This is a genomic window from Dietzia sp. DQ11-71 (assembly GCF_014144995.1).
Lineage (GTDB): Bacteria > Actinomycetota > Actinomycetes > Mycobacteriales > Mycobacteriaceae > Dietzia > Dietzia kunjamensis.
On sequence record NZ_JAALDT010000463.1, the window covers coordinates 1 to 1087 of the forward strand.

The following is a 1087-nucleotide window of genomic DNA, read 5'->3' on the forward strand; positions in this document are numbered from 1 at the left end:
TGGCGGAAGCGCCCACCACGGTGGTCGCCGAGCCGCGCAGACGGCCCGCGAGGCGACGTGCCACTAGGACGACGACCGCCCCCGCGGGCGACTGACGCACCCGGCCGCGGGCCGGCGGCACGGTCGGTTTGACCTGCTGTGCCGCCGGACCGTAACCTTGACAGGTCGCTCGTCGCGGCGCTATGTCGTGGCGCGAGGAGTCGCGCGACGGGACCGGGAACGGTTCCGGGGCCCGCGACCCTCGACCGACGCGAGTCGGCGAGCAAGAGAGAACACCGCACACCAGGTGTGGTCGCCCCAGGCGGCCGCACACCCGAGAAGCAAGGGGAAGCCCTCGATGTACGCGATCGTCAAGACCGGCGGCAAGCAGTACAAGGTCGCCGAAGGGGACCATGTCAAGGTCGAGAAGATCGAGGGCGAGGCCGGAACCTCCGTGTCGCTGTCCCCGATCCTCGTGGTCGACGGTTCGGCCGTCACCTCCGACGCCGACGCCCTGTCCAACGTCACCGTCTCCGGCGAGATCGTCGAGCAGACCAAGGGACCGAAGATCCGGATCCACAAGTTCAAGAACAAGACCGGGTACCACAAGCGTCAGGGCCACCGTCAGAAGCTGACGGTCGTCAAGATCACCGGTATCAAGTAATCCATCTCCGGCCGCTCAGGCCACCAGCTCAGCGCCCTCGGGCGTGCTCCCTGAAGGAGGGACTCGGACATGGCAAGTAAGAAGGGCGCATCCAGCACCCGTAACGGTCGTGACTCCAACGCACAGCGCCTCGGCGTCAAGCGGTTCGGCGGCCAGGAGGTCAACGCCGGTGAGATCCTGGTGCGCCAGCGCGGCACCAAGTTCCACCCGGGCGTCAACGTCGGCCGTGGTGGCGACGACACCCTGTTCGCCCTCTCCGCCGGTGCGGTGGAGTTCGGCACCAAGCGCGGTCGCAAGACCGTGAACATCGTGCCGGCCGGCGCCGAGGCCTGAGCCTCCCAGCCGACCACTTTCATGAACAGCCCTCGGGGGCCGGGCGGGGTCGTCAAGACCTCACACCCGGCCCCCGAGAGTATTTGCACCACCCCGCCCGTCACCACCCGT

2 protein-coding genes are annotated in these 1087 nt (G+C 68.4%); both read left to right on the forward strand.

The window, feature by feature from the left end:
- Positions 1 to 337 precede the first annotated feature (337 nt).
- Complete coding sequence (rplU, locus tag G6023_RS14565; RefSeq protein ID WP_132062038.1) at positions 338 to 643, forward strand: 50S ribosomal protein L21; 306 nt, start codon at positions 338 to 340, stop codon at positions 641 to 643.
- 69 nt (positions 644 to 712) lie between these two features.
- A complete protein-coding gene (gene rpmA / locus G6023_RS14570) occupies positions 713 to 976 on the forward strand; it encodes a 50S ribosomal protein L27 (RefSeq protein ID WP_007626965.1) in 264 nt (87 codons plus the stop codon).
- The last annotated feature ends 111 nt before the right edge of the window (positions 977 to 1087 follow it).

What these genes read in the sequence shown, in the direction of transcription:
- rplU (WP_132062038.1), top strand. Translation starts at nt 338, where the DNA reads ATGTACGCGATCGTCAAGACCGGCGGCAAGCAGTACAAGGTCGCCGAA.
- rpmA (WP_007626965.1), top strand. Translation starts at nt 713, where the DNA reads ATGGCAAGTAAGAAGGGCGCATCCAGCACCCGTAACGGTCGTGACTCC.